The 7,556-nt window shown below is 40.7% G+C and carries 3 protein-coding genes; all 3 read right to left on the bottom strand.

The genetic code is table 11. The features are described 5' to 3' along the window. Positions 1-556 precede the first annotated feature (556 nt). The 3 genes from LAT75_RS08555 to LAT75_RS08545 all read right to left on the bottom strand — a co-directional run bounded on the left by LAT75_RS08555 (position 557) and on the right by LAT75_RS08545 (position 7,553). The gene (locus LAT75_RS08555) at positions 557-2,059 is read right to left on the bottom strand and encodes a zincin-like metallopeptidase domain-containing protein (RefSeq protein WP_291482233.1); all 1,503 of its coding nucleotides are present in this window, start codon (positions 2,057-2,059) and stop codon (positions 557-559) included. A gap of 65 nt (positions 2,060-2,124) precedes the next feature. Continuing rightward, positions 2,125-3,993, bottom strand: coding sequence for an AAA family ATPase (locus tag LAT75_RS08550; RefSeq protein WP_291482232.1), 1,869 nt, complete (start codon positions 3,991-3,993; stop codon positions 2,125-2,127). After that, the gene (locus tag LAT75_RS08545) at positions 3,993-7,553 is read right to left on the bottom strand and encodes an N-6 DNA methylase (RefSeq protein ID WP_291482231.1); all 3,561 of its coding nucleotides are present in this window, start codon (positions 7,551-7,553) and stop codon (positions 3,993-3,995) included. Before LAT75_RS08545 ends, LAT75_RS08550 begins: the two co-directional genes overlap by 1 nt. Between the last annotated feature and the right edge of the window lie 3 nt (positions 7,554-7,556).

Genomic DNA, 7,556 nt, shown 5'->3' with positions numbered 1-7,556 from the left:
TAAAAGGGGCACGCATTCATGGCGCACATAAATCACACACAGGGGTCAGCATCCGCCGGAATGGCAGGCTGAAACTCGCGGCTAAAAGCTACCGCCAGAGGGGGTCAGTATGGACCGGAATATCCATAATATATTGCAGTACCGGTAATATTGCTCTTGTAATTTGATAAGCGTGTATTGCAGGCTTTCCATAAGATGTATGCTAAAGGTCTAAAAGTGAGCGACAGTGTAACTCCAAATGGTTTGCTCGTTTATTAGGTGAATTTTCTTAGGCAGAATGAAAAAATAGGAAGCTAGTTCTCAGATAGTACCCCAAAAAGTGTGTCCGGGGTAGCAAAATAAGTCCCCATACTTTGCCACAAAACCCGAAACCCTAAGGCAAGGAGACCTAAGGCAAGGAGACCTAAGGAATTCACCAAATCCGGCAAGTTTCTTAACCTTCCTTTGCCATCAGCTGCTGAATACCGGCAATCTGTTCTTGAATTCCCCAAACAGTGTCTGAGGAATCCTATTGTTCTGAGCGGTTATTCCGATTTCCCCGGCAATAACCCGGCTTCTATGTTTGCTGAAAGCCCCACTCCTTAAGTTTATCCGGATTTACTTTTGCTGGCGGAATATCCCTGAGATCAAAATTCTGGATGCCGGTTTTCTGATAGAGCCAGTAGGTAGCCGAACGTGCCAGCTTCAGGGCCTCCGTGAAATAAGAAAAATCGTGCTCAAGCACCCTCAGCCAATTATTAATGTAGGAAGCGTGATCTTTTCGGGGATAGAGCTGATTATGAAACTCCGTTGAAAGTATCGCCCCGCCTAACTCAGCTACCAATTCTTCAAAAGCATATTCACGGCTACCGAATACGTTCCCAAGCTTCCGGTTACAGCGCGTAGGATGCCCGGTCCAGTGTATGAGCTCATGTAACAGTACACTGTTATACCTCTCTACTTTGGGAAAATCCGGATTATCGTGGAACCGGGCGATGTGCGGCATTTCGATGTAATCCTTATCACTCCAGTAAACAGCCCGTAAACCGCCGATTCTGATATCAGCTTCAGTGTTTCTGATAAACAAATTGATTCTTTCCGTGTTATCCATTACCGGAGCGAACAGGTCAGGAGTGCCGGGATTATAATTGCTGACCTGATCGGCATTGAATACACGTGCAAATTTGAATTTAAGGGGGGGCAATTCGCCCTGCATATGCTCCGGGGGAATCAGATCGAGGGTGAGCTGAAGCTTCTTCTTTTCAGCCCTTTTTTTTAGCTCCTCCTCTTTAAGAGGTATGGCAATAATAATCAGCGTACCTTTTTCGCCTTTTTTAACGGTTGCCTTTTTCCTGCGCCATTGTGGCATGGTAGCCCAGTGATTGTCCTTGTAATTGCGGCTGCTGCACACATCCCAGAGTATCAGCATGTTACTGCCACTGTAATATCTGCCAGTGACAGGATTCCAGGCTTCCGGAAAGTTTTTGTGCCAGGGCATTACAAACGAATGTATCCCCTCCTTAATTTGCTTCACAATTGTATCGGCTACCCGTTTGAGATGTTGCTCGTAAAGCTCCCGCCGGTTATCAAAGTTTTTGTAGGGATCAGAAGGCAGGTCTGATTCGATGGTAATGTCTGCCGGAGTTTTGGCGAATAGCAGCGATTTAAGGGTTGTATAAAACTGCCCGAAGAATGCATCTTCATCTGCTGTGAGAGATTTTGATGATAAATTCTCGGAAGAATACTCAGTCGTTGTTGTCGGGCCTCTGTGTGTTTCTTTTTTCAGCAGAAAGGTTATGTTATCCCATTCTAATTCGATTGTTGCGGTAAAACTGTCGATAAGGCTCTTTTGGCTTTCGATGGTAATTACAAAACTGCCGTCGTACTCCTTTTCACCGAAACTTTCAAGATATTGCCGGAAGGTCTGCAGCTTCCTGATTACGCCGGGTTTAATCTTTCCTCTGAGATGCGAGAACAGGTGCGGTGAAAAAAGATCGGTAAGCACAGCGAGATGATACCGCGCAGTACCTGCCTGAGATTGCTGCGTATCGCTTAAGTGTGTGAGGAGTTCAGGAAGCATAAATTAAAACCTGCATTTAATATTTATTTTTAGCTACAATATTTAAATCAAAAACAAATAATTTTCTAGTATTTTCTTAATGTATTCAGCTGTGATCCATTAGCGGAAATAATAATTCCATTCCAAAAGTCAGCGTTTTTTACCTTATTTGATTTCTTATAATTTTTATCGTAGAATAACTTTAGATTTATATTTCCGTGCTTAAGCTCCCCCTTAATACCATTCTCAGTAACCCAGTAATTTACTTTTCCCTTTGAAATTACAGACTCTTTTCCAGGTTCTTTAAGGAGGCGAAAATCATCCTCAAGCTTGATTTCAAATTTGTAGATTTTTGAACTGTCTGCAGTGGTAAATTCAAACTCAAATAGCTCGCCTCTCTTTGAAAAAGGCTCGTTCTTTATTTCTCGAAGTGCTTTGAGTGTTTTCAAACAATTATAAATTTCGCTATTGAACTTTGGAACATCATAACTATCGTGACTCGAAGGGTTGAAAACAAATTTTCTGTGACTGTCTAAATCTTCAAAAAGAGTCTTATCTAAACCTGCGCTTTTGGCAAACTGCAAGCTTTGTTTAATTAAACCAACCAAATCATGTAAATTATATTCAACTGTATATTGCCACCTTTTCGGCAAAAACTCTTTACAGAAAGATTCCGCTTCTTTTCTCAGGAAATTACCTGCAATCTCATATTCTTTTAAATTAAAATACTTTTCAGCTTTGTCTAGATATGTGTCTGATGTCTTTAAGTATGGCTGAGGAATTCCATTTTTTTCACACTCATACATCTCAATATATTTCCAATCATTTTGACCAAACTTTTTTATTCTATGACGCAATAACTCAAAGAAATTGCGATCGTGAGTAAGGATAATGAGCTGGTAATTAGAAAACTCTTTCAGAATTATATCCAAAACAATTTCCCGGTTGCTCATATCTAAGCTTATAAGCAGGTCATCGAGCACTAAGAACTTTGCTGTATCGTCTGCAACATTCGAAGTATCAATTTTTTGGTCAAGCATTGCAAAACGGATGGAAAGTGCAAGGGCCGTGAGTTTTGCTTCATTTAAAAAAATATGTGGCTTGGCAACTAATCGTTTCTCTTCAGATAATTTCTTGTGGTTGAAATTGGTATGTAAATAAATTTTTGGCGGTATGGTCTTACGATTACGTTTAGTAGTGCTACCTAGTTCAAATGCATCATAAGTACATTCTACCAAATCAAAATTTATGGTGAATGGCTGCATAAACTTTACTAAATACTCATTTACAGATTCTACGAGAGAATCTATATAAAATCTGAATTCCGAGTTGAATTTTTCAACGGATGCCGCAAAAGTTTTATAAGGTTGCTCGTGCATTTTACCTCTTGGGTGTAAACCAGGCTTGATATATTCCCACCAATCTTGCGCATTTGAAGTAGCAGCTGCTCCATCATGTCGAACCAGAACTTCTCTAAAATTCACGAACATTAACGTGTCTTTATCCATCAATGGAAAAATATCTATCTTAAAAGGGTTTTTGAAGTCGTGAATTTTTGACAGCAGCCTGTAATTAATCAACTCACTTCCTTGCGTAGCTTGTTGAACGAGGGTGTCCGTTCTTGATGGGCGTGTGTTTACAATAGTTTGAGAAATGGTTTTCTCACTGATTGATCCATAATCGTCTTCAAAAACGATTTTGATATAGCTGTCATCTTCATCATCTGCAAAGCGGTTACGCAAATTCTCTTCATGTCTTGGATTAAAGTATTTCTGAACTTTGCTTGGGTCTGACTTAAAAACGCTTTGTAAGAAGGTATATAAAGCCCAATACAAACTACTTTTACCACTCCCATTTTCACCAAATATCAGAGCATGATTTCTCTCTAAATCAATGGATACTTCCCCATAGAAGAACTTGAAATGCTTGAGCTTGATTTGCTTAATCTTGTTCATCACTTAGCAGCTTTAATTGGTGCTACAATATCTGCCAGTTTTATATCCATTAATTTCAGGTTGTTGCGGATTTCATTGTCTTTTTCTCGCAACATCTGATACGCTCGGTGGATGATTTCAGCTTGTTCAAACTCCTGCTTACCTTCTATATTCTCAAAATCCCGCTCGGCATACTTGATAAACTCAATACCCGCCTTTTCAAAGTCTTCTTTGAAGTACAGCTCCATCACCATAGCGTCTATTACATCTTCGAAGAGTTGGGAGATGTGGGAGTTTGGGACGTGGGAGTTGATGTTTATATCATCCTTCAAAACAGTAATTATATAGTCAACAATTATTTCAAACGGCCTTATTTTTGCAGGCTTGTATATCGGGATATTTAATATTGGCACCTTGTCGATCTGAAAATTAAAGCCTTGCATTTTGCCTTTATATCTCAGCCAAAACTCTATAAGTTTTGAATTCAATAAACCAGTTAAATATTTATTGCTAATCCTTTCGGTTTTAATTATATAATATGTCTGAGATACATAAGTATCAAAATCTGTATATGTAAAAGTTGGCCTATCACTGCATTTTCTTAGCGAAACGATTTTTTCACCTTTAAAAAACCGTTCATCTCTGGCCCTATGTAATCCATAAGGCCAGTTATCAGATGTAATTACATCCCTGAATTGGTCTAAATGATTTTTAATATTAGGGTAAGGTAAAATTTCAGAATCACGCTTAAACCTAGAGTCTGTGTAAATAATCCAAAGTTTATTCTCTCTCTTCCCATGAAACCTCTTTAACTCCGAAGTAGTGTAAAAAGGTTTAATTAACAATTTTTCGCGATGTGTTAAATTCAAAGAGTTGAGTTCCTCTATAGTCAAATTGAATATACCTTGACCCTCAATAAATTTTTCACCAAGTATTATTTTATTTTTTCTATTTAAAAAATCTTGAGGCGCCACAATACCTTGTGCAATTTCTTCTCGAGGATGAAATTTGAAATTTTCTTTTTTCTTGATTTTATTTAATAATGTATCATTGATAGATGTGTTAAACACAAAATTTTTGGATCTAAACAAATCACGATCAAATATTTGTTTAGCAATAAAATATTTGTCTCCCGGTATGCCTGACAACATATTGATAGAGTCTTTTAGGGTGGCTGTATTACTTTCAATTGCCCTGAATTCAAATTTGTAGCTAGACTTATGCGACTTTTTTTCTGCAATAAGTATCATTGTCTGAATATCAGCACTTGAGAAGACTTTTGTATTCCCAAAATCAATAAGCTGAATTATTTCACAATCATTTGTGATTTTATCTCTAAATTTAGAGGCTCCGGCATTGGTTACCCAATTATTAGTTGCTATAAAAGTTAAGTTTCCTTCTTTCGTTAAGTAATCAAAAAGATGGCTAGCAAAATAATACCAAATATCCATTTTACCTTGATAATACTTATTACCCCTAATCCCGTCAAAGGCAGCTTTATTTGTATATTCTTTTATATATGGAGGATTACCAATCACCACATCGAACTTCTCCACGCCAAACATCCACTTGGGGTCGAACCAATCGGATTTGTCATGACCAAAAGGATTCCATGAACTAATAAGGTATGCGCGGCTTTTAGGGTCAACCCTTCTGCCGAGTCCAATTTGTTGTTTGGCTATTTTTTCCTGAATATTTTTAAACTGCTCTTTAAGATTATTTTTATGCTCTCCATAGCTCTGGAGATACTCTTGCCTGATTTCCTCAAGCTCGCTCAGTAATTCAAGCGGGTTTTTCTCTTCACTCTCGTCATAAATTTGTATTTGATTGTTTTCTGCAGGCAGCTTTATCAGCGTATCCGCCGTTACAAACTTGAATTCCAGGTTCGGCAGGGGTTCAATGCCGCGGTTGGGCAAACTGTCGTTTATGCTTTCATCAACTACAAGGGTGAGGAAGCATCTTAGTTTGGAAATTTCGGCTGCTACTGGCTGTATATCCACCCCATAGAGCGAGTTTTGGATTACGCCTATTTTGCGGGCGTACTCCACGCCGGAGGCTTCCAGCTTTTCTTTGAGCTGTTTTCGTACAATTGCATTATTAATGCGCGAAACCTGCCTGTTTTTCCACCATTCGGCATCGGGATCAAGCTTTTGCAGGGCCTGTACTATTTTTTGAAGCACTCCCATCGGGAACGCACCCGAGCCGCAGGCCGGGTCCAGAATTTTCACCTCATCAAGGGCATTGAGTATCTTTTCCCTTTCTGATGTGCTGAACTCCGGGTCTTTAGCCTCCATAAGTTTAAACACCGGCCTGAGTTTATCCTGCTCAATCTCCGTTTTGTTGTGCAGGTACTGCACCAGGCTTTCGGTTGCCATATAGTCCACAATTTCACGGGGCGTATAGAAACTGCCTGTGGCTTTGCGGGCGGTTTCGCCGCTGTCAGGGTCAATTTCGGCCAGCAGGTTTTCAAAAATGCGGCCAAGCATCTCCGGATCAACGCTTACCTCAATATCGGTAACAGAGTTTTCATCAATAGTGAAGTTGTACTTTTCAAGCTCTGTAAAAAACCGGCTGAACCAGTCGTCGGCAATAAGCAGGGTATTTATGTTTTTGCTGAGCCCCGAAAACGAATCCGGCTTAAAGTAATCCTGCACATCCGGCTCAAAAAGCCCGCCGTTCAGGAAAGGGATTGCAGCTGCGCCCTCAGGCAGGCCTTCAATACGCTGCTGCATGGGCGTATTCAGGGTCTGGAAAAACAAGCGTTCGAGTATGCTGTGGTAGTAGTTCGGGTGCGCATAAACGGCGGCTGACGACAGCAGTGTATCCGGCAGCAGCGGCTCGCCTGCATCTGACTTCTTCATTTTGAGGAACCAGCAGAACACGGTTCGGCCAATCAGCCTTACGGCAAACTCCTGATAGACCTGCCGTTCCTGCTTTGGTACAGCAGGCAGCCTTAAAATGCCCTCCCCATAGTCGGTCATTTTCCTGCCTTTGCCGGTTTTACCCCCAATCAGCTCATAAAAGAAGGCCTGAATAATTTTGTAGAACTCTTCATTAAGGGCCTCCACACTAAAGGCATTCAGAATATCCTGAAGCGAGAGGGTTTTACCGGCTAATTTGTGAAGCCGGTCTGCAGGGGTTCTTACCTTTTCGCCATTGCCGAGCAGGTAGGTATAGCGCTTGGGCTCGGTTGCCTGCTCAATTACTTCACCTTCATCATTTAGTACTTTAATCTCAGACACGAAGGATAAACGCCACTTCCCGTGCTGCACAAATACGATTATGGCCCCGTCCACATCATATTTATAAACGCTTCGCAGAAGTTCCCGCAGGCCTACTTTATTGCGTTCCAGCCAAACCTTAGGCTTCACCTCAATTTTGTATAAACCGATGATGCGGTCATCTGAGGTGGTAATGCTGCCCAGTTCGTAAGCGGCATCGGCTTTTTCAGTATTCGGTAATAAGATGGGTTTGGGCTGCTGCAAAAGCTGCCGCGCCCCAAACACAGATCTCAGTACATTCAGCCAGTCTGTATCGCTGAACGAAGAGCTTAAGATGGCCTGAAGTAATTTTTTATCCATTTG

This window comes from Cyclonatronum sp. (genome assembly GCF_022565315.1).
Lineage (GTDB): Bacteria > Bacteroidota > Rhodothermia > Balneolales > Cyclonatronaceae > Cyclonatronum.
This window is presented reverse-complemented; position numbering and strand designations above follow the sequence as displayed.

Excerpts from the sequence above, each read along its gene's own strand:
- LAT75_RS08555 (WP_291482233.1), bottom strand. The coding sequence starts at position 2,059 with ATGCTTCCTGAACTCCTCACACACTTAAGCGATACGCAGCAATCTCAG.
- LAT75_RS08545 (WP_291482231.1), bottom strand. The coding sequence starts at position 7,553 with ATGGATAAAAAATTACTTCAGGCCATCTTAAGCTCTTCGTTCAGCGAT.
- LAT75_RS08550 (WP_291482232.1), bottom strand. The coding sequence starts at position 3,993 with ATGAACAAGATTAAGCAAATCAAGCTCAAGCATTTCAAGTTCTTCTAT.